The sequence below is a fragment of the Flavobacterium sp. WC2421 genome, assembly GCF_040822115.1.
Classification (GTDB): Bacteria; Bacteroidota; Bacteroidia; order Flavobacteriales; family Flavobacteriaceae; genus Flavobacterium.
The window spans coordinates 305,532-327,995 of record NZ_CP162004.1; the positions used below are offsets into that span (position 1 = coordinate 305,532).

Consider the following 22,464-nt stretch of genomic DNA (forward strand, 5'->3'; position numbering starts at 1 on the left):
TTATTTTGTTTTTATAAAGCTTCCGCTATCTATCAAATATTGGGCATTATCAGCAAGGATATCCGAAACTGAAATACCATCTACTATTTGTACAAAGCCATTTATTTCGATACCCGTTTTTATTTCGGCAGTTTGAAAACCATTTCCCTTTTTGATAAAAACTATTTTTTTGTTACCTAAACTAACCAAAGATTGTTTTTGAAGCCAAATCCCTTCTACTGCATTCGTTGCTACTTTCCCTTGCAATCTCAAACCAATAGGGAATTGCAGTTTTTCATTATTGAGATACACGCGAATGCGATTGGTCTTATCTGTTGGATCAAGTTGTGTTTCAATAAAATTTACTTTTGCATTGACAATCGCATCTGCGTCCAATTCTGATGAAATTTGAATCGACTGATTGACTTTTATTAGACTATTATAGCCTTGGATAACATTAAAAACACCCCAAACTTTATTCGTGTTTACTAATTTAAAAACCACAGTGTTTTTTGTAATATAATCCCCTTCCTTCAAATTTAAAGCCGTCGTTGTTGCCGTTGTATTTTGCATAGTGCCAATACTAGTAGAAACCATACCATCCGTTCCATCCACAATTCCAGTCACTGGACTGTAAATTGAGATTACTGGATTTATTCTTTTGGCTGTAGCCAAAGCATTAATCTGATTGGTACTCATCCCATAAAGCGCTAATTTTTGCTTTAATGCTTTTAGTATGGCTGTATTCTCAGAATCATTTGAAACTAAATAAATAAAATTTTGCTGTTCCGTTACTAATTCTGGACTGTACAAATCGAATAGTTTTTGCCCTTTTGTAACTTTTTGAAATTTATAATGAACATACATTTTTTCAATTCTTCCATTAATTCGTGCGGCTATATTCACAGCTGAATTGGGATCATACGCCACCAGTCCAGGTAAATTTATGGAGCTATTGAGAACAGTATCTTTGGCGGTAGTTGTTTTAAAATCTCCCACCACAAAACCATCTGTCGGTTTTAATAAATGTTCAATTGAATGACTTTCAACAGGCTGACTTTCAGAGACTTTTTTTACTAAATTCATTCCGCAAATAGGGCAATTACCCGGTTCATTTCGTATAATTTCGGGATGCATCGAGCAAGTATAAATTTCTTCCTTCTGCTTATGCGTCGCTGAATTATTGGCTTTTTCGACAAAATAATATACGGCAAAACCCACCATTACAACGGCAATAGTCCATAAACTATATTTTAAATATTTGTTCATAATTATTTTGTTTCCAGTTGTTTTTCAATTTCTACTTGAGTATTCAAAATAGCTTGTAATTTATCTAACTTATCCATTTGAGCCATGTTCAATGCTTCCCAAGCATCTAGCACCACAAATAATTCACCCGTATTATTTTGCCAAGCCAAAACTGCCGTATCATAATTCCTTTTCAAAGCTGGAATGATGCTTTTATCGGCGATCTCATATTGTTTTTTTAAGTTTGTCAATTCGGTTTGCATGCCTGAAATCATACCTGTTGCTTCGTTCAAAATCATTTGCTTTTGCCATTCCAAGCTCTCATTTTTTATTTGAATACTATTGATTGTGGCCTTGTTCATTTTAGTAGACCATGGCATCGGAATAGTGACCATTGCCATCAAATTAAACTGTTGTGGGTTCTTCCCAAAAGCAAACATATGATCATATTTTACTCCAAACTCGGGTAATAACTTTGATTTTTCGGTGGCAATTTTCAACTGATTTAATTCCATTGTTTTCTCAATTGCCTTCACATCGCTTCGGTTTTGAGAAAGTGCCGTGGTATCTGTTTGTAATAAATCAAACTCTTTTAAAGTATAATTGGGATCAATTTCAAACAACAGTTTTTTATCTCTTGCCATCAACGTATTCAACATAATTCTTTTTTGAGAAATTTCATTTTGCAACATAACCACCATACTTTGCAATTCGTTGTATTTTGATTTGGCTTTGTAGTACGTTGACAATTTATCCATGTTGTACTGGTAGCGAATTTCCATGCTTTTTATCATGTACTCCATAAGCAACAAATTGTCATTGGCTATTTTTATTTTTTTATCCAATACGATCCATTGGTAATAATTAGTTTTTGCTAAAGCTTCCAACTGATTGGCAGTATAATTTTTATTTTCGGCTTCCACAGATGACATAGCACTCATGTAATTAAAATCGGCTTTTTGTCTGGATGCATTGGGGATCATTTGCGTAAAGCCTACCATATATGCGCCCATTCCTGGATTCATTTCATCTGCTTTCCACATTTTGACATTATAAGGTGTCATAAACAAACCGGTATTTATTTGCGGTGCCATCCAGCTTTTGGCTCCTTTAGCAGCAGCATCCATACTTTGAATATCGGCATCATACATTTTTAGCTGTGGATTATTGGTCTTGATGGTCCCCAAAACTTCATCTAATGAAAGTGATTGCGCATTTACATTTGCAAATCCGAACATCAGACCACTTATAATGATATACTTTTTAATGTTTCGCATTGATGATTTCTATTTTACCTTTTGTTCTTAATTCACGAAGTTTTGTCATTTCAAAAACAACTGGCGTTACTAATAATACATAAATAGTGGAAGTAATTGTCCCTCCAATAAGTGGAACTGTAATTGGAATCATTACATCCGCTCCAGTTCCTGTTGACCATAGAATGGGGATTAATCCAAACAAAGCCACAGAAACCGTCATTAATTTAGGGCGCAACCTTTTGGCCGAACCATAAATAATATAATCTCGCAAAATATCTTCTGTAATGGTTTCACTACTATTCCCATGTTTTTCGACCATTTTAATCATGGCTTCATTTAAATAAATGGTAATCAACATGGCTGTTTCAATGGCTAAACCAAATAAAGCAATAAACCCGACAGCCACAGCCACAGATAAGTTAATCCCATAAAAATAAACCATAAAAATTCCACCAATCAAAGCAAAAGGAACTGTAATCATGGTCACGAATGCTTCTTTCATGGAGCCATAAGTAAAAAATAAAATCAAAAATATTATTACTACAACAAGAGGCATAATCAAGCTTAATGTTTTGTTGGCCCGAATTTGGTTTTCCCACTGTCCACTCCATTCCACGTAATATCCTTTTGGCATTTTGGTCATCATAGCATTCAGTTTGTCCTGCGCTTCTTTTACAGTGCTCCCTAAATCCCGATCTCTAACATTAAATAAAACGCTTCCACGGAGCATGGCGTTCTCACTATTAATCATGGGCGGTCCATCGCTGATTTTAATATCAGCAACAGTTTCTAATGGTATTGGTCCGTATTCCATTGTTTGCACCTGTAATTTTTTCAAGGCTTCTAGGCTATTTCTGTATTCTTGTGCATAGCGTGCATTGACAGAAAAACGTTGTCGTCCTTCAATTGTAGTCGTTAATGTCATTCCACCAATCGCTGCTTCTACCACACTATTTACATCATCAACACTAAGACCATAACGACCTATAACTTCTCGTTTAGCAACAATATCAATGTATTTCCCTCCTGTAATAGGTTCCGCAAACAAGTCTTTTACTCCTGCTGTGCCTTCTAAGGATTTTTTTATTTTTTGTGCCAATGCATCTATCGTGTCCAGATTTTCACCGTAAATTTTAATTCCTACATCGGTTCTAATTCCTGTAGATAGCATATTGATCCGGTTGATAATGGGCTGAGTAAATCCATTAGTCACACCTGGAATTTGGAGCTTATTGTTGATTTCAGTTATAATATCACTTTTAGTTTTCCCTTCTCTCCATTCATTATGAGGTTTTAGTAAAACGATGGTTTCAATCATACTTATCGGACTATTGTCCGTTGCTGTATTAGCTCTTCCTGCTTTTCCCAAAACATGGGTTACTTCTGGAATTGATTTTATCAATTTATCCTGAACCTGCAAAATTCGCTTAATCTCTGCATTCGAAACATCAGGTAAAGTTACTGGCATAAATAAGATTGAACCTTCATCCAATGGTGGCATAAATTCAGACCCCAATCGAGTAAACATCAATCCCCCAATTAATAAAGCGACGATGTTTACTGCCAATACTGATTTTCTCCATTTCAAACAAAAAGTTAAAATAGGCGTATATATACTTTCCAATTTTCTATTAATTGGGTTTTTATTCTCGGGACGCAATTTTCCTTTTAACAAATAGCTGATTAAAACCGGCGTCAATGTGATAGCTAAAAAAGCATCCACAATTAGAATAAATGATTTCGTCCACGCTAACGGGCTAAACAATTTCCCTTCCATTCCTGTTAATAGAAAAACGGGTAAAAAAGAAGCAATCACGATTAATGTAGAATAAAAAACACCCGGTCCTACTAATTTTGAGGAGTCTTCAATCAGTTTCATTTTTTCTTCAGAAGACACTGGATCATGTTCTTTTTTGAATATATTTTTAAATATTTTTTTCATTGCTGTTGGTTAATGTTTATTGTCCAGTTCTTCCTGTCTCTCAGAGATACTTCGATAGGCATTCTCCACCATTACAATCCCATCATCAACCACAACACCAATTGCTAAGGCAATACCTGTAAGCGACATAATATTGGATGAAATCCCAAAGGCTTGAAGAAAGATAAATCCTATCGCTACGGATATAGGCAATTGTATCAGAATTATAAGCGCGCTTCTCCAATGAAAAAGAAATAATAAAACAATAATCGACACTGCAATCATTTCTTCTATCAAAGTTCCTTTAACAGACTCGATTGCTTTTTCTATCAATTCACTTCGGTCATACGACGTCTTGAAAGTCACCCCTTCTGGCAAGCCTTTTTCGACTTGGTTCATTTTGGCTTTTACTGCTTGAATTACTTTATCGGCATTTTCGCCGTAACGCATCACTACAATTCCGCCTACCACTTCCCCTTCACCATTAGCATCAAAAATTCCCAAACGCAAATCGCCACCCATCTGTACCGATCCAATATCACTGACTTTTACAGGAACCGAATTGTAGTTTTTAATGGCAATTTCCTCCACATCCTTTATGTTTTTGATATATCCCAATCCTCTTACTACATACGATCGGTCACTCATTTCAAATTTCCTGCCACCCACATCATTGTTGCTGCTTTTGACCGCTTTCATCACTTCCATCATACTAACATTGTAGTATTGCATTTTGAGTGGATCTAAAACCAATTGGTATTGTTTTTCGAACCCACCAAAAGAAGCGACTTCCGCCACTCCGGGAACCGTTTGCAAGGCAAACTTCACATACCAATCTTGCAAAGCGCGCTGTTCACCTAAATCCATTCCATTAGTTTCTAAGTGATACCAAAAAACATGACCAACCCCTGTTCCATCAGGTCCTAGTGTGGGAACTACACTTTCGGGCAATAGCCGTTGCGCATAATTCAGTCGCTCCAATACACGGGTTCTAGCCCAATAAGGATCTACATCATCTTCAAAAATGATATACACAAAACTCATCCCAAACATGGAGGAAGCACGGATATTCTTGATTTTTGGAATCCCTTGTAAATTAGAAACCAAGGGATACGTTACTTGATCTTCTATAACTTGTGGGCTTCGACCCATCCATTCCGTAAAAACAATCACTTGATTCTCGGATAAATCCGGAATTGCATCAATAGGATTTTGTTGCACACTATAAATCCCCCAACCAAACAAACAGGCAGAAACCAGTAAGACAGCTAATCGGTTTTTTAATGAAAAAGAAATTAATTTTTCGACCATAACAACTTATTTTTTTTGAGAAAGACTATCTTTCACTTTATCGATCCATTGAACTACTTCTTCTTTTTGAACTGAAGTAAGGATTGCGTTTCTATGAATTAGTGTGTAAGACGTCAAAGGCATTTCACCCTTCTTTATTTGTTTACTAATTTCATTTAATTTGTTTCCTTGTTTTCTAAGAGAATAATTCCCCCACTCACTAAAATTCAAATTTTCCTTGCCTTCTTTTATATGACTATCCATCAACATTCTTGCAGGCTGAATATTTGAATACCAAGGGTAATTTGTAGTATTACTGTGGCAGTCATAACAAGAAGTTTTCAAAATAGTTTCCACTTTTGTTGGAACTGCATAAGCATTCATAAAATCCAAAGCTGGAACCGGTACATAATCAATCGTACGAACAGGTTGATACAATTGCATCAACAAAAAAACAATAAATGCAATTGCGGCTATTTTTTTGAAAACTTTCTTCATTTTACCATTCTTTAGTAATTCCACCGCAGGTTAGCATTTCGGATCCATAATAGGGATTCTTAATATCCTTAACCTCACTAATCCAATAGCCACTTTTCCCTTGATCATACATTGGGCAATAATCTTTATATATTTTTTTATCTGTTCCAAAGATTTTAATCAAATCATTTACATCCTTGCTTAACATGGCAAAATGCTCTCTTTGGTGGTCAATTTTACCTGCATTATCACCAATATGTTCGGCATGTTCTTTGGCATCATCAGTGATATCTGCATAGGTTTTTTTAATATTAGCTTCAATTTTATCTGAGTTCGAATTTTTTAAAGTAGCATACAATTCTTTTCCTGCTTCGGCTGCCCCTTTAGAGTCGTCTTTTGTCAATGCATTTTTTAATTTCAAATAATTATCTAAAATAGGGTCAATTGAAAATGAAGAGTTACTTTTAATAATTTCCACCTCTTTCACCGCTTCAACAACTGGTTTAGCTTCAACAACTGGCTCTGACAATGACATTCCGCAAACAGAACAAGCCTCGCCTTTGGCTCCTGTCACTTTTGGATGCATCGGGCAGGAATACAATTGATTATCTGCAGTCTTCTCTGAATTTACTTCACTTTTAGTTTCTGTTTTATTGTCCTTACATGAAGCAAAAGCCAATACTAAAAGGATGATGCTTAATTTGAATACGTTTTTCATTTTTTTGTTTTTAAATTATTTAATAGTTTCAACTGTTTTACCACAACTCATCATTTTTGAACCGTAATATGGATTTTTAACTTCGTTTTCTTTGCTTAACCAATTTGCTTTTACCATCGGACAATATTGATAATATGTTGGTGTGTCTGTTTTTGATACTTTCATCAACTCATACATGTTTTTTGAAACCGATTTAAAAAAATCTCTCTGAATTTTAATATCTTGTGTTTCAGAAATACTTTTAACATCTGAACCCAGCTCTTTATAAACCTTCATCCAAGCCATGTGCTCTTCCATTTTTAAATCTTCCATTTTTACGGTAGCAATAGCTGTCAATAATTCTTTTGCTTTCATTGAAGCCACTGAAGCATCTGTTTTAACTAAGGCATCTTTTAGTAAAAAATAATCATCAAAAACTAACTTTAACTGATTCACTTGTTCTTTTGTCGTAACACTGACATCCGAATGATTATCATGCCCACCCATTGTATTCATTGAAGACATTTCCATTTTTTCAGCAACTTTAGCCTCTCTTTCATATTGACAACATCCTGGAAGTGTATTGAATGCATCCGTTGGCGCAAGGAATTTTTCACTATCATAACCTGCCAATGCAATTCGTTTTAGAATTTCATCTGGATTGGTTTTAGCGCTGTCATAGGTAATCGCGGCCATTTTGGTGTCTTTATCCCAGTCTACACTGGCTAGTTTATTAAGACTGCCTGCTTTTTCTATGGTAGTTTCGCACATTCCACAGTTACCAAAAATCTTTACCGTTTCGGTTTTGGCATTTTTAATTTGCGCATTAGTAAATGCGACTGATAGCAATAATGTTATTGCCATCACTGATTTGTTTAGTGATTTCATTGTATAAATAATTTGAAGTTGAATAGGGCAAATCAATATCCAAACGATAGTAATTAAACTATAATTTGTCCAATTGTAATGACCATAAATAATTGATTAAAGCAATATGAGCTTTGAATTTGACACACGATTGGCTGTCAAAAAAAGAATTTAGCCTATTTTAGGAATAAGCCAGATAGAAGAATAGCCCGCAGAAGTAAAAGATGCGGATTGGTAAAATTTTTGTTTTTTGGTAGAAAAATTAAAGACATTGTCTTGAACCTCTAATGGAATAGAAGAAACTACCCCTATATTAAATGATGAAACGCTACACATAGCATGTCCACATTTTCCATTACAACCATTGTGATTTTTGCTTTTTGAATGAGAATTCGTGCTGCAACAATCTTTCATTCCTGTTTTTGAAGACATTTCTTTAGAACAAGAACTTTTTTCTGAATGATTACCACATGCAAAAGTTGAAGTTGGCATCAAGAAGACGCCAAGCAAAACGATTAGTATGATGTGGATTTTTTTCATTTTTATTGTAATAAGGAACAAAATTAGTAAATCTATATTTAGATAACCACTAAATAATTGTTAAAACAACTTTACTAATTCACTTTTTTCTTACTGTTTTATTTAGTTTCCCCTAATATCGAATACATAAGTGACTGAGAAACAGAAAGTATAATACTAAATAACAAGGCTGTAAAAAAGGAATCAACACTAAATCCACCTACTATATTATCACATAATAAAATGATTAACGCATTAATTACTAATAAGAACAAACCTAAAGTTATAAAGGTAATAGGCAATGTCAAAATGACCAAGATAGGCTTTACAAAAATATTTAGCAATCCAAGAACTACCGCTACAATCAATGCAGTAGTAAAACCTGCGACATGAACACCAGTCATAAAATGCGAAAGTAAAAGTACTAAAACAGATGTTATAAGAATTCTAAAAAGTAATTTCATGTTTTTTATTTTAATTAAAAGTACTAAATTTTTAAATGAATCAATTTATTTCTAAAAAAGAAATTACCAATTCATGAAACATTTTTGGATTTTCGGCATGAAGCCAATGACCTGCATTAGGGATTGTTTCAATTTTTAAATCCGGAAAATGTTTTTTTATCGCTTCAAAATCACTGTCCAAAATATAATTAGAGTTTCCACCACGGATAAAAAGTGTAGGCTTATTAAAAATTGCATTTTCTGGAAGTGCCACTCCTATTTCCTCCATTTTTTCATTAAAAACGGATAGGTTGAATCGAAAGGCCAATTGACCTGGCTCTTGCCAATACAAACTCTTTAGCAAAAACTGCCTTGTACCAAAATCCGTTATATATTCTGATAGGGTTGCTTCAACATCTGAACGACTTGGTTTGTTAGCAAAGTCTACTGCATTCAATCCTGCTAAAATAGTTTGGTGGTGTTGCGGATAAAATTTAGGCCCAATATCGGCTACGATTAATTTATCAATCAATTCTGGATAACTAGTTGCCAACAGCATTGCAACTTTACCACCCATAGAATGTCCTATTATATCTATAGAATTTAAATTATGGCCTTGACAATATTCAACAACATCCTGCACCATAAATTCATAACTAAATTCCTCTGATTGTAAACTTCGACCATGGTTGCGAAGGTCTAACATATGAACTTGAAAACCATCTGAAGCAAATTGTGTTCCAAGTGTTTTCCAATTGTCAGACATTCCTAAAAATCCGTGAAGAATTAAAAGTGGCTTTCCTTCGCCTTCTATTTTTGAATACAGCATTTGTTTGTTCTTTTTATTCTGGGTTTGCGTGAGGGATAGTAGCGGAAATCCTTTTTTATATGGAGCGATAGCGGAATAATAAAAAGATTGTAGCGTATAGCCCGACCCGCCTTTTTTGGCGGGTCACGCCCCAATTATTTTATTTTAATTTTTGTAAATACATATTGACCACATTCTCTAGTCCTAAATATAAAGCCTCCGAAATTAGTGCATGCCCAATGGAAACTTCTAATAATCCAGGGATATTTTGTTTAAAAAACTGAATGTTGTCCAGACTCAAATCATGTCCTGCGTTGATTCCTAAACCTAGTTCGTTAGCTAAAACTGCTGATTTTACATACGGATCAATTCCGTTTTGATTCCCCAAACTATATTGGTGCGCAAAAGCTTCGGTATATAATTCGATTCTATCCGTTCCAGTTTTTTTTGCCCCTTCAATAATATCCAAAACTGGATCTACAAAGATGGAAGTCCTGATTCCGTTGCGTTGAAATTCTTGAATCATTTCGGTCAAATACGATTGATTTTTTATGGTATCCCAACCCGCAGACGATGTAATGGCTCCAATAGCATCAGGAACTAAAGTAACTTGGTCCGGTTTACACTCTAAAACCAAATCGATAAAATTATGTAGTGGATTTCCTTCTATATTATATTCGGTGTAAACAATGGCTTTCAAATCGCGAGCATCTTGATAGCGAATGTGGCGTTCATCAGGACGAGGGTGAATGGTGATTCCCTCAGCTCCAAATTTTTGAATATCGGTGGCTACCTTCAATAAGTCAGGAACATTTCCACCACGAGCATTACGTAAAGTAGCTATTTTGTTGATATTTACACTTAACTTTGTCATTGGAATACTTTTTGATTATAAATAACTGTTTAATAGAAGCAAAAATACAAAGTAAAAGGTAGGAGTTTTTGCCTTTTTTTGATTATTTTGCATAAAAATTGAGGATTTATTTAAGATGGAAATTACAAACTACATAACCACTGATTTTAAAGCCATTGACAGTCAAGATACCATCGAGACTGTTAAAGATTTTTTTGATGATTTGAACTTTTCTCATTTTCCAGTTGTGGAAGAAGGGATATATATAGGAAGCATTGCATCTGAAGACTTAGAAACTTTTGAAAATGATAAAAAAGTAATTGACTACAGATATACTCTTGAAGGGTTTTTTACTAAAACAGACTCTTTATGGCTTGAAGTTTTAGAAGTTTTTGCGAAAAACCATTCTAATTTGATTCCAGTTTTAGACGAAAACAATACCTATGTAGGCTATTATGAAATAGATGACATCATGAGCTTTTTTCACCAAACTCCCTTCTTGAAAGAGCAAGGACGAATTATAAAGGTAAAAAAAGGAATTCTTGATTATTCCATGAGTCAAATCACTCAAATTGTGGAAAGCAATAATGGTAAACTTTTAGGATTATTCATCTCTGAAGCTGATATCGACACCATTGAAGTCACTATGAAAATAAGTTTAGGCGCCATCAACGAGATTATTCAAACTTTTAGAAGATACAATTACGAAATTACATCTGAGCATCATGAGGATGATTATATAAACAACTTGAAAGAGCGCTCAGACTATTTAGATAAATACCTTAATATATAAAAATAGTTGAGGTAATTATTAGATTAAAAATTCCAAACAAACGATTAAATAAAGAAATGAAAGTAGCCATTTACGGTCAATATTATCAAAACAGTACAGAACCAATCATAAGAGATATTTTTGTTTTTTTTAATCAAAACAACGTAGAATTGGTCATTGAAGCTAATTTTTTGGACATGTTATATGAAAAAAAAATTATTCAAAAAGATTACAATACCTTTTCTTCCCATGCAGAGCTTGACGCTACTTTTGATCTGTTGGTAAGCATTGGTGGCGATGGAACTATTTTGAGAGCAGCCACTTTAGTTCGTGATTCTGGTGTGCCGATCTTAGGAATAAATGCAGGTCGATTGGGTTTTCTTGCCACTGTTCAAAAAGAAAACATTCATGAATTTTTACAAATTGTGATTGATAAAAAATATACTATTTCTAAACGAACCTTATTAAGTTTAACCTGTGACCCGCCTAACGAAGCACTTCAGGATATTAACTTTGCAATGAACGAAGTTTCGGTAAGTCGCAAGGACACCACATCCATGATTACAATTGACACCTTTTTAAATGGCGAGATTTTAAACTCATACTGGGCTGACGGATTAATTATATCAACCCCTACAGGATCTACAGGTTACTCCTTAAGCTGTGGTGGCCCTATACTGACTCCCGATGTAAAAAGCTTAGTTATTACCCCAATAGCTCCCCATAATCTTAATGCAAGACCACTTGTCATTCCTGATGAGACTGAAATTAAACTAAAAGTTTCCGGTCGAGAAGAAAATTATTTAGTTTCACTGGATTCCCGAATTACTTCTGTAGGAAACGAATCTATATTGACAATTAAGAAAACCCCTTTCCAAATAAACATGGTGGAAATCCCCGACGAAACGTTTCTTAAAACACTTCGCACAAAACTACTTTGGGGAGAAGACAAAAGAAATTAATTTTTTTATTACTGCGCTATACGATTTTATCATTTTTTTTCGTTTTGCTTTAACAACTTCAATTCATATCAATTGGGCGGTCATAAATGAAATAATTATGACATTTAACACAATGAATATTGATTCCTATTGATAATTATTATATTTGCACGCAATTTTAAATTAAAATGACTAAAATCTTCAGCTTATTTATATGCTTATTCTTGAGTATAGCCATGCACTCTCAGATACATGAAGTTGGAGTTTTTCTAGGTGGAAGCAACTATATTGGAGACGTTGGCCCCACTACTTATATAGCTCCACATGAGCCTGCTTTTGGACTACTTTATAAGTGGAATAAAAGTCCGAGACACGCCTATCGTTTCTCTTATACACAATCAAAAATAACCTCAAATGACCTTGATTCAAAAGAACCAGGCAGAAGCCAAAGAGGCTATCGTTTTGAAAATAATATAAAAGAAGTATCTTTAGGCCTTGAATTCAATTTTTTTGATTTTAACCTGCATGAATTAGATAGAAAAACTACTCCTTATGTATATTCAGGAATTAGTTATTTTAGGTATGACGAGTTGTACATTATATCAGGAGAAACAAGAAAAGATCAAGCAGAGAATACATTTGCTATACCTATGGTTCTAGGAGTAAAATCGAATATTACTCCGCGTTTAATATTAGCGTTAGAAGTAGGAGCACGTTACACACTTACGGACAATCTTGATGGGAGCAATCCAAAGAATGAAAGTTTGAAAACATTACAATTTGGAAATATAAATAATAATGATTGGTATGTTTTTTCAGGTATTACTTTAACGTATACTTTTGGAAACAAACCTTGTTATTGTGCAGACTAAAAAAAATGGATTTACTAGACAGTATAGATAAAAATAAATTACCAGAGCACTTGGCCATTATTATGGACGGTAATGGGCGTTGGGCTAAGCAACAGGGGTTATTACGCGCTTTTGGTCATGAAAGTGGAACCAAATCCGTTAAAATCATTATTAAAACTTGTGCCAAATTAGGGATCCAAAACCTTACTTTGTATGCCTTTTCTACAGAAAATTGGAATAGACCCAAACTGGAAGTAGACACTTTAATGAAGATACTCATCAAATCATTAAAAAAAGAACTGACAACGCTCCAAGAAAATAATATCAGACTGAACACCATTGGTAATTTAGAAAAAATGCCAGCATCAGCGCAAAAAGAGCTCCTTGATGTTATTGAAAAAACCAAAAACAATACCCGAATGACCCTAACACTAGCATTGAGTTATGGTTCAAGAGAGGAAATTGTAAATGCAGTAAAAAACATCAGTAATAAAGTTAAAAATAATATAATTTCAATAGACTCTATTGACGATTCAATTATAAATGAGCATCTTTACACGCAAAATTTACCTGATGTAGATTTATTAATAAGAACAAGTGGAGAACATAGGATAAGTAATTTTCTGTTGTGGCAAATAGCCTATGCTGAATTGTATTTTACTGATGTATTGTGGCCAGACTTTAAAGAACAGAATTTATATGAGGCTATTATTAGTTATCAAAAAAGAGAACGTAGATTTGGAAAAACAAGTGAACAAATTAAATAATTTTTTAGTGTTGAATAAAAGTATAAAAGCAGTCCTTACCCTACTATTATTGGGAAGTTTTTCACAAATTAAAGCGCAAGACAGAGTTCCCTTTGATCAAGGTAAAAAATACATTTTAGCAGACGTAGCTGTTACAAATAACATTAGCTTCAACAAACAAACTGTTGTAACATTTGCCGGACTTCAAAAAGGACAAGAAATCACTATTCCTGGAGAAGAAATAAGCGCAGCTATAAAAAAATTAGGGAAACTGGGTCTATTTGACGAAATTTCATTCTATATCAATAGAGTTGAAAATGATAGTATTTACTTAGATTTAGACATTAAAGAATTACCCAAATTAGGACAAGTTAAGTTTGTTGGTATCAAGAAAAACAAAACGGAAGCCTTAATTAAAGATAACGGACTAACAAAAAGTAAAGTTGTAAATGAAAATTTAATAACAACTACTAGAAACTACATCGAGAATAAATACAAAAAAGACGGTTATTTTAATACTAAAGTTAATATTAATATAATTAAAGATACAACTACCATTAACCAAGTTAATATGGTGGTTAATATCGACAAAGGTGATAAAGTTAAAATTAGTAAAATTGACTTTATTGGTAATGAAAAAATATCTGACAAGGCTTTACGCAAAGCAATGAAAGATACAAAACAAAAAAATCCAATACGCATATTAAAAGCCTCAAAGTTCATAAAAGAAAAATACAAAGCCGATTTAGAAAAGGTTATAGCAGCTTACAAAGAAAAAGGATATAGAGACGCAAGAATCCTATCAGACACTGTTGCATTTGATAAAGATAAAAATGCCTTATCTATTAAAATAAATGTAGAAGAAGGAAATAAATATTACTTTGGAAATATTAAGTTTTTAGGAAACACCGTTTATTCTGATCAATATTTAAACAGAATAATAGGAGTGAAAAAAGGAGAAACGTATAATGGTGTACTTCTAGAAAAGAGAATTGCAGATAAATCAAAACCAGATGGTGAAGATATTACCAATTTATATCAAAATAACGGATATTTATTCTCGAATATAAATGCGGTTGAAGTAAAAACTGCAAATGACACGATTGACTTCGAAATTAGAGTTACTGAAGGACCTTTGGCTTATTTTAATCACATAACAGTGGTAGGAAACGACAAAACGAATGACCGTGTAATTTATAGAGAACTCAGAACGAAACCAGGAGAAAAATACAGTAAAGAACTATTAGTAAGAACAATTCGTGAAATTGGTCAATTAGGATTTTTTGATCCTGAAGCAATCGATCCTAAATTCAAAAATGTAGATGCAGCAGCAGGTACAGTAGATATTGAATACAATCTAGTTGAAAAAGGATCTAGCCAAATTGAACTTCAAGGAGGTTACGGTGGAGGTGGATTCATAGGTACATTAGGTTTGTCCTTTAATAACTTTTCAGCAAGAAACTTACTCAACAAAGAAGCTTACAAACCTTTACCGATGGGTGATGGACAAAAAGTATCCTTACGATTACAAGGAAGTACTTATTTTCAAACCTATAGCGTATCCTTTTCTGAACCATGGTTTGGACAAAAGAAACCTGTACAGTTTAGCTCATCTATCTCATACAGTAAGCAATTTTTAAACAATTACATTACTCAAAGAGTTGATAAAAGTAAAAGTTTTAATATCTTAACATTATCAGTAGGATTGGCAAAAAGATTAACCGTACCAGATGATTATTTTGTATTATCACAATCATTAAGTTACCAACATTATGATTTACATAATTACAACACTGGATTATTTACATTTGGAAATGGAGCTTCGAGAAACTTAGCATATACAGTTGGTATATCCAGAAGTAATAAAGGAGTTAACCCTATTTTCCCAACTTATGGTTCAGAATTTAGCTTAACAGGAAAATTTTCACTTCCTTACTCTTTACTTAATGGTATAGACTATGCCACTTTAGGAGATAAAGAAGAATATAAATTAAAAAACACTACTGACAGATCTAATCAAGTCGATGCTAATGGAAATACTGTTAATATTGGTGACTATATCGATGCTGCGGGAAACAAAGTATTCAATTATAAAGATGCTGCCGCAGACCCAGCATTAGTGGATCAAAAGAAATTTAATTGGTTAGAATATTACAAAATAAAGTTCAAAGCAGACTGGTATACCAAAGTTTATGGTAAATTAGTATTACGAACATTGACTGAGTTTGGATTCCTAGGTGCATACAATCAAGATAGAGGTGTAATTCCTTTTGAAAGATTCTATGTTGGAGGTGATGGATTAGCCAACTATTCAATGGATGGTAGAGAGACAATACAGTTGAGAGGATATCCTAATAACTCATTGACTCCTATAAATAGTGCTGGAGAACAAATTGGTGCAACAGTGTACAATAAATTCTCTATGGAACTACGTTATCCAATAACTTTAAAATCATCAGCTTCTATATATGCATTAGCCTTTTTAGAAGCAGGTTCATCCTATGCTGATTTCAAGAGCTACAATCCTTTTGCTTTAAACAGATCAGCGGGAGTTGGGTTACGTGTATTCATGCCTGCATTTGGTTTATTGGGTATTGATTTCGGTAATGGTTTTGACGCGTTACCTGGACAGACAAAAGCTAATGGATGGGAAACCCATTTCATTATTGGACAACAATTTTAATAGATTGGCATATGATTTTCTAATACCATGAAGCTATGAGAAAACAATTTTTATTTTTATTTTTAGCGATGACTGTAGCACATACGATTCATTCGCAAACCAGAGGAACAAAAGTTGGCTACATTGATATGGAATACATTTTACAGAATGTACCCAATTACACAGAAGCTACTGTACAATTAGAACAAAAAGCACAAAAATGGAAGCAAGAAATTGAGGCCAAAAAAATTGAAATAAGTAAAATAAAGTATGCATTAAGTGCTGAAAAAGCTTTATTAACAAAAGAATTAATAGGAGAAAGAGAAACAGAAATTAAGTTTCTTGAAACAGAAATGTTAGATTACCAACAAAAAAGATTTGGTCCTAATGGAGATTTGATGATTCAAAAATCCGTATTAACAAAGCCAATCCAAGATCAAGTTTTTACCGCAGTACAAGATATTGCAGAAGTAAAAAAATATGATTTTATTTTTGACAAATCTTCGGATTTAACTATGCTTTTTGCTGCAAAAAGGTTTGACATAAGCGACCAAGTGTTGCGAGTAATAAACCGATCTGAAAAAAGAGAGCAACTAACAAAAAAGCAACTTGCTGCTGAAGAAGCTAAAGACAATAAAGAAGATGCTGCTGATGAAAATCCAGTATTAGCCGAAAGACAGAAAGCATTAGAAGAAAAGAAAATAGCAAGGGATAAAATTATTGAAGAAAGAAAACTTGCCCAAGAACAAAAGAAAAAAGATTTTGAAGAAAGAAGACAAAAAATAATAGCTGACAGAGAAGCTAAAAAAAATGGCACGGTTTCTGCCTCTACAAAAACAGAAGCTACTACTTCGGTAAATAACGATTCTGAAAAAGAAAGTGCTAAGACAAAAGCCGAAGAAGCTAAACAAAAACAAATCGACGCTAACGCTCAAAAATTAGAAGAACGTAAAAAAGTAATTGAAGACCGTAAAAAAGCAGTAGAGGACAGAAGAATACGAATACTCCAAGTGAGGGATTCCATAAAAAAATCAAGAGAAGAACAAATTAAACTAAAACAATAATTAATTACTTAATATTTTAAAAACGATGAAACAGATTAAAACTTTATTAATTGCTGCACTATTTATTCTTGGAGCAAATCAAACTATTACTGCACAAGCAAAAACAGCACATGTTGATGTAAGTGAAATCATGGCAAAAATGCCAGCTATGTTAGATGCTCAAAAACAACTTGAAAAATTAAGTACTACTTACGATGCAGATTACAAAAAAATGGTTGAAGAGTACCAAGCAAAATTAAAAAAATACGAAGCTGAATCTGCAACTGTTACTGACGCTATAAACGGCGACCGTTCTAAAGAAGTACAAGACATGCAAAAAAGAATTGTTGACTTTAGAGATAACGCTCAAAAAGAATTGCAACAAAAAGAATCAGATATAGTAAAACCATTAATGGAAAAAGTAAGAGCATCAATTGAAAAAGTTGGAAAAGCAAAAGGTTTCCAATATGTTCTTGATGGTTCTACACTTTTACTTGCTGACGGTCCAAACTTAACTGCAGATGTAAAAAAAGATTTAGGTTTCTAGTAGAATACAAATCATAATATTTTAAAAAACCGCTCATCCTAACACAGGAAATGAGCGGTTTTTTTGTAGCACTATTTTTTAGGATATTTAATGTAGAGCACTTAACTTTGTTTTAATGAATAACAATCAACCCATAGGAATTTTTGATTCAGGCATAGGAGGAACTTCAATATGGAGAGAGATTCACCATTTACTCCCTAATGAAAAAACCATTTATTTAGCTGACAGTAAAAATGCTCCTTACGGACAAAAGTCAAAACAAGAAATCATAGCTCTGAGTATGAAAAATACAGATCTATTACTTGAAATGGGTTGTAAATTGATTGTTGTTGCCTGTAATACAGCTACCACAAATGCAATTAAAGAATTAAGAGCAAAATACAACATCCCTTTTATTGGTATTGAACCTGCAATAAAACCGGCGGCTACTAATTCCAAAACACAAACAATTGGCATTTTGGCCACTCAAGGTACATTAATCAGTGAACTGTTCTACAATACAACACAAAAATTTCAAAACACAAAAATAATAGAACAAGTAGGTCACGGATTAGTACAGCTCATTGAAAACGGTGAAATAAACTCACCTGAAATGAGCGAGTTACTTCACTCCTATTTGCAACCTATGATTGAGGCTGACATCGATTACCTTGTATTAGGCTGTAGCCACTATCCCTACCTAATTCCACAAATAAGAAAGATTCTACCAGATAATATTCAAATAATAGATTCAGGTGAAGCTGTGGCCAAACAAACTAAAAATATATTAAATAATAAAATTGGTTTTTCCACAGAAGAAAATAGCAACCCCGTTTTCTATACGAATACTAATCCTAAAGTCTTAAAAGAAATTTTAGAAAACAAATATGAAGTTATAGAAAGAGATTTTTAGTTTATTCAAATTTTCTTTTAACGAACCAAATCCCATCTAAACTTAAATTAAGTGAAATTTTATGATAATTTTCCTTAATTAGACCATTACTAATACTCCCTTTTTGACCATAAGAATACGTCACATTAAGAGTTGAAAAAGTTTGATTCTCAACTGGTAATGAAACACCAACCGAAAAAGACAGATTATTAATTCTTTTATTATCAATTTCTAAAAATCCAGAATCATAATTAAATCCCGTTGCATATTGAATCCTATCCAAATAACTTCTTATACTCTTCGTTTTACTATACGAAAATCCCATAGCAAATTTATCTTGATTGAGATAATTCCCATATATATCAGATTGATTCGTACCATTCCACAGGCTTTTTTTATAATCTATAGTAAAGTTTAAATTATTCTTAAAAACCTTACTTAACCCTACTCCAATTTCTAAAGGCAAATAATAATCATCTACATCATAATTGGCGTCCGTTTCAATTGTTGTAGTTATTGAGTTATTATACGAAATAACAGATTGAACTTTTGAAGCTTTAATTTGACTCGGCGATTTAAAATTCACACCCAATGACAATGTAGAATCAATTTGTACCTGACTTCCTAATGATACCCTTACTCCATTGTAATACGATTTTTTATTTATGGTAGTTATTGAGTTCGAAACAGTATAGTCTCTATTATCTATTGTATTACCAAAAAGGAAATTAGTTGAAATCCCTAATGCAATTTTTTTTCCAATTCTGTATCCATAAGAAAGGTCAAAGTCATTTAACCCTCCTGAACCAGAAGCATTCAAAACATAAGTGTCAGCACTATTTTCAATTGGCAAAAGTAAATTTGATATTTTAAAAGCAGCGCTTGAATACGGTTGTAAAGCAACACTAACAGCAGATTTTGACGTTACAGGAAAAGCTAAAGCAATATGAGAAAACTGAAAATTATTTCTACTTTCTTTTTTTGAACTGTTTTCATAAGTGGATAAAATGGACTTCCCACCCACATCAAACAAAAAATGATTTTGATACATATAACCCAAAGATGCAGGGTTTAGATTATTAATAAATCGATTGGAAGGCAAAGCAATTCCCGAAGAGCCGATAGAAGAAATCGAACCGAAATCAGAATCATATAAGCTCCCCAAACCATACATGGAATATGGCGAACTTGATATACTTTGTGAAAATGTATTTATGGTAAAAAGCATAAATAAACTTGCAAGCGCTATTTTATTTTTCATTTAATAAGAAATATAATAAATTTTCAATTGAATTTTATTGTTGCTATTTTTTTGATCTCCCACTAGTAATCGATCTACTGCTTTGGAAATACTTGGTAAAGTGAGAATTAATGACAACCTTGAATCAGACTTTTTTATCATTTCATTTTGCAAAAAAGTACCAATAGATACTTTATACCCTATGTTTTCATTAAACTCATCAGCATCGGTATTCAAAATAGCATACGTAGCACTGCCCGTACTATTCAAAGTACCTGAAATTCTATTTAATTTGTCTGCCACAAAAACTCGTAAGGAATCTACCAATGGATAGGAATCAGAATAGGAATTGCTTATGGGTTTAATAATGAGTTGAGCATCAACAATTGCCCCTTTATCCGAAATGTATTTCAGTTGTTTTATATTTGGAAAATCAATTCTACATGCCAAGCCTGTTCCAGATTGAATGAATGCGTTATTTCCAGTTTGCAAACTAGACAAGTGGTCTGTAAAAACTGGCAAGTCCTTTATTAAAGTACCGCTTCTGTCCAAACTTATATTATTAAACTGCTTTGTCGCATCCAAAATATTAAAATCCTTGACTAGTGACTCATCAGAATTTCCCAAATATTTTGAATAATACAATCGGAGTACGCTAGCCGTATTGAAACCTACAATACTTGAAGAACCACTAGTTGTTGTTTTTATAACAAGTCCCCTAAAATATTCAGTAAACTCGTCAAAATTTGTTATCTCTCTTTTTTTTATTTTTTGAAAAAGAGCATCTCCAAAAACATCTTTAATATTTACAACAACAGAATCTTTACTGTGGGGTTTTGGCCTGAATGAAACAGAACCTAAACTTTCAGAATCAAAGTCAAGACTGGAATCATTATAAAAATTGGTGTCATCAACATTTGGCTTCACTTTTTGAAGTAATCGATGAATACTAATTGTTTGTACTTTAGTAGTATCGCCATAGTAATACTTATCAGGCCTCAAAATCATTCGTATAGAATCAAAAACATAGTTTGGAGCATCAGTATCAGAATTATCCGTATTTAAAGTATACCCCGACGAAGACAATTGAAAATAACTATCTGATTTTACCTTCCCAAAATATGGATCGTCATAATTTCCAACTAAAATTCTTTTTTGACTTGACGTTATTAATGAATCCAAATTAATTGTCGAAACATCAACCGTCAAAGTATCTATCAATATAACTTTATTATTTACTGATAAATAATCCGACCCAACAACGAACTCTCCTGTATCTACATCAGAATTACAAGAGGTTATTACAGCTCCAAGAAAAAGCAACAACAATAACTTATACATAAATGTTTTTGAACAAATATATAAGAGCCATTTTTATAGTGCATTATAACATATACCGTTCCTAGTTTTATCTCTATAAAAAGCCACATTATGACTACAACTGCAATAACTCAACTGTAATATTGATTCAGCTATATAAACGACCCGTTTGTCTATGAAATAGGCGGGTATATATATCTTCTTTTTTTAGATTAGATAATGCAACTACTTTTGAAACAATAAAAAAACAATGAGAATAAAGATTTATGCAGCACTGCTGTTTCTGTTTTCAATTTTAGATATTTCTGCCCAAAGCAGTTTCTCTTTAGAATTAAATACAAAAACAGAACCAACAGAAAAAATAACTAGGAACGAAACCGAAATTGGGTTTGGTGTTTTAAAAAACATTGGTTCGGAAATTAAAATAACAAATACTTTAAAATACAAAAAAACAGGAATAAATTATGAATTAGAAAAATACAACTTACAAGATAACCTTACTGATTTTTCCAGTTTTGAAAATAATTTTGAAATTACATATGCTTTAAATAGAAAAACAAGCTTGAATATCGAAATTAAACCAACAATCAATTTTGAAGAAAATGTAGGGATTTCAGATGTAAATATATTAGGCGGACTAAAAATAAATCACATTTTTAATCCTTCAAACTCAATATCTATAGGTACTCAAAGAAGTACCCTTTTTGGAAAAACAACTATTCTGCCAACATTTTCATTCCTACATCGTATGCATCAAAATATGGCAATTGAAATTGGGTTCCCAAATTCACAGTTTTCATATTCGAATAATAATAAAAACACATTCTTGTTTAAAAATAATTTCCAAGGGGCTATTTACAATTTAGATACTCCTGAGCCAAATGACAATTATAATAACGCAACAAAAATGACCTATTCACAAATGGCAACAACACTTGAATACGAAAGAAGTATAGATTCTTCCTGGTCAATAAATTTCAAAGGAGGTTACGGATTCCATAATAAATATTATCTAACGGATAATAAAGGGGATTTAAAATATGATTTTAATAGTAACAACGGATACATTTTTAATATAGGTATAAAATTCAAACATTAACAAAAACAATA

General features: G+C 32.9%; 20 protein-coding genes and 1 pseudogene. 9 read left to right on the plus strand and 12 right to left on the minus strand.

The genetic code is table 11. The features are described from left to right. The 10 genes and pseudogenes from AB3G33_RS01410 to AB3G33_RS01455 form a co-directional block, all read right to left on the minus strand. On the minus strand, positions 1-1,248 hold the full coding sequence (locus AB3G33_RS01410) for an efflux RND transporter periplasmic adaptor subunit (RefSeq protein WP_367772089.1): 1,248 nt from the start codon (positions 1,246-1,248) through the stop codon (positions 1-3). A 2-nt stretch (positions 1,249-1,250) separates the two neighbouring features. Then, positions 1,251-2,465 (minus strand): TolC family protein, encoded by a 1,215-nt coding sequence (locus AB3G33_RS01415; protein ID WP_367772091.1) that lies wholly within the window; start codon positions 2,463-2,465, stop codon positions 1,251-1,253. A 25-nt stretch (positions 2,466-2,490) separates the two neighbouring features. Continuing rightward, positions 2,491-5,718: pseudogene (locus AB3G33_RS01420) on the minus strand (efflux RND transporter permease subunit). A 6-nt stretch (positions 5,719-5,724) separates the two neighbouring features. Next, positions 5,725-6,195 (minus strand): heme-binding domain-containing protein, encoded by a 471-nt coding sequence (locus tag AB3G33_RS01425; RefSeq protein WP_367772093.1) that lies wholly within the window; start codon positions 6,193-6,195, stop codon positions 5,725-5,727. A gap of 1 nt (position 6,196) precedes the next feature. Continuing rightward, positions 6,197-6,892, minus strand: coding sequence for a DUF3347 domain-containing protein (locus tag AB3G33_RS01430; protein ID WP_367772095.1), 696 nt, complete (start codon positions 6,890-6,892; stop codon positions 6,197-6,199). Between the two features lie 15 nt (positions 6,893-6,907). Then, entirely contained in the window at positions 6,908-7,759 is an 852-nt protein-coding gene (locus tag AB3G33_RS01435; protein ID WP_367772097.1) for a DUF3347 domain-containing protein, read from the minus strand. Between the two features lie 150 nt (positions 7,760-7,909). Next, the gene (locus tag AB3G33_RS01440; protein WP_367772099.1) at positions 7,910-8,278 is read right to left on the minus strand and encodes a hypothetical protein; all 369 of its coding nucleotides are present in this window, start codon (positions 8,276-8,278) and stop codon (positions 7,910-7,912) included. Positions 8,279-8,376: 98 nt separating this feature from the next. Further along, on the minus strand, positions 8,377-8,721 hold the full coding sequence (locus AB3G33_RS01445; protein ID WP_367755285.1) for a phage holin family protein: 345 nt from the start codon (positions 8,719-8,721) through the stop codon (positions 8,377-8,379). A 40-nt stretch (positions 8,722-8,761) separates the two neighbouring features. Then, positions 8,762-9,529: an alpha/beta fold hydrolase gene (locus tag AB3G33_RS01450; protein ID WP_367772101.1), complete on the minus strand. Its 768-nt coding sequence runs from the start codon at positions 9,527-9,529 to the stop codon at positions 8,762-8,764. Between the two features lie 139 nt (positions 9,530-9,668). Beyond that, the gene (locus tag AB3G33_RS01455; RefSeq protein WP_367772103.1) at positions 9,669-10,382 is read right to left on the minus strand and encodes a pyridoxine 5'-phosphate synthase; all 714 of its coding nucleotides are present in this window, start codon (positions 10,380-10,382) and stop codon (positions 9,669-9,671) included. Between the two features lie 115 nt (positions 10,383-10,497). Here AB3G33_RS01455 and AB3G33_RS01460 point away from each other — a divergent pair, with 115 nt between their 5' ends. The 8 genes from AB3G33_RS01460 (at position 10,498) to murI (ending at position 18,815) form a co-directional block, all read left to right on the plus strand. Further along, positions 10,498-11,154, plus strand: coding sequence for a CBS domain-containing protein (locus AB3G33_RS01460; RefSeq protein WP_367772105.1), 657 nt, complete (start codon positions 10,498-10,500; stop codon positions 11,152-11,154). A 56-nt stretch (positions 11,155-11,210) separates the two neighbouring features. Further along, complete coding sequence (locus tag AB3G33_RS01465) at positions 11,211-12,095, plus strand: NAD kinase (protein ID WP_367755293.1); 885 nt, start codon at positions 11,211-11,213, stop codon at positions 12,093-12,095. A 167-nt stretch (positions 12,096-12,262) separates the two neighbouring features. After that, positions 12,263-12,946, plus strand: coding sequence for a DUF6089 family protein (locus AB3G33_RS01470; protein WP_367772107.1), 684 nt, complete (start codon positions 12,263-12,265; stop codon positions 12,944-12,946). A gap of 5 nt (positions 12,947-12,951) precedes the next feature. Beyond that, on the plus strand, positions 12,952-13,692 hold the full coding sequence (locus AB3G33_RS01475; RefSeq protein WP_367772109.1) for an isoprenyl transferase: 741 nt from the start codon (positions 12,952-12,954) through the stop codon (positions 13,690-13,692). Next, complete coding sequence (locus tag AB3G33_RS01480; RefSeq protein ID WP_367772111.1) at positions 13,625-16,354, plus strand: outer membrane protein assembly factor; 2,730 nt, start codon at positions 13,625-13,627, stop codon at positions 16,352-16,354. Before AB3G33_RS01475 ends, AB3G33_RS01480 begins: the two co-directional genes overlap by 68 nt. A gap of 35 nt (positions 16,355-16,389) precedes the next feature. Continuing rightward, positions 16,390-17,397, plus strand: a complete 1,008-nt coding sequence (locus AB3G33_RS01485; RefSeq protein ID WP_367772113.1) for an OmpH family outer membrane protein — start codon at positions 16,390-16,392, stop codon at positions 17,395-17,397. A 25-nt stretch (positions 17,398-17,422) separates the two neighbouring features. Further along, positions 17,423-17,923: an OmpH family outer membrane protein gene (locus tag AB3G33_RS01490; RefSeq protein ID WP_367755302.1), complete on the plus strand. Its 501-nt coding sequence runs from the start codon at positions 17,423-17,425 to the stop codon at positions 17,921-17,923. Positions 17,924-18,038: 115 nt separating this feature from the next. Then, the gene (gene murI / locus AB3G33_RS01495) at positions 18,039-18,815 is read left to right on the plus strand and encodes a glutamate racemase (RefSeq protein ID WP_367772115.1); all 777 of its coding nucleotides are present in this window, start codon (positions 18,039-18,041) and stop codon (positions 18,813-18,815) included. A gap of 1 nt (position 18,816) precedes the next feature. On the opposite strand, the gene AB3G33_RS01500 is transcribed toward murI, so the two are convergent. Beyond that, positions 18,817-20,055 carry an aromatic hydrocarbon degradation protein gene (locus AB3G33_RS01500; protein ID WP_367772117.1) on the minus strand — a complete coding sequence of 413 codons (1,239 nt, stop codon included), beginning with the start codon at positions 20,053-20,055 and terminating at the stop codon, positions 18,817-18,819. Beyond that, on the minus strand, positions 20,056-21,375 hold the full coding sequence (locus AB3G33_RS01505) for a DUF4270 family protein (RefSeq protein ID WP_367772119.1): 1,320 nt from the start codon (positions 21,373-21,375) through the stop codon (positions 20,056-20,058). 229 nt (positions 21,376-21,604) lie between these two features. Between AB3G33_RS01505 and AB3G33_RS01510 the strand changes: the two genes are divergently transcribed. Continuing rightward, the gene (locus AB3G33_RS01510; protein ID WP_367772120.1) at positions 21,605-22,453 is read left to right on the plus strand and encodes a DUF6268 family outer membrane beta-barrel protein; all 849 of its coding nucleotides are present in this window, start codon (positions 21,605-21,607) and stop codon (positions 22,451-22,453) included. The last annotated feature ends 11 nt before the right edge of the window (positions 22,454-22,464 follow it).